1 protein-coding gene is annotated in these 239 nt (G+C 52.7%); it reads left to right on the top strand.

Annotated features, from left to right (window positions below):
- On the top strand, positions 1-239 hold a 239-nt coding region (locus ACSNOG_RS33985; protein WP_436756517.1), incomplete at both ends, for a helix-turn-helix transcriptional regulator.

Here is a 239-nt window from a genome sequence, read left to right as displayed (position 1 = left end):
ATTACGGACTACATCGAGCAGCACTACCAGAACGAGGTGTCGCTGTACGAGATCGCAAGCCGGTTCCATGTGAGCCGGGAATACATCTCCCGTAAATTCAAGCAGCAGCATCAGGTTAACATACCGGAGTATATCAACCGTCTCCGGATCTCCAAGGCGAAAATCCTGCTGCAGAACCCTGCGCTGAAAATGGCGGCGATCGCCGAGATGGTCGGGTTCAAGAACGAGAAGTACTTCAG

The organism is Streptomyces sp. URMC 124 (genome assembly GCF_051386455.1).
Classification (GTDB): Bacteria; Actinomycetota; Actinomycetes; order Streptomycetales; family Streptomycetaceae; genus Streptomyces.
This window is presented reverse-complemented; position numbering and strand designations above follow the sequence as displayed.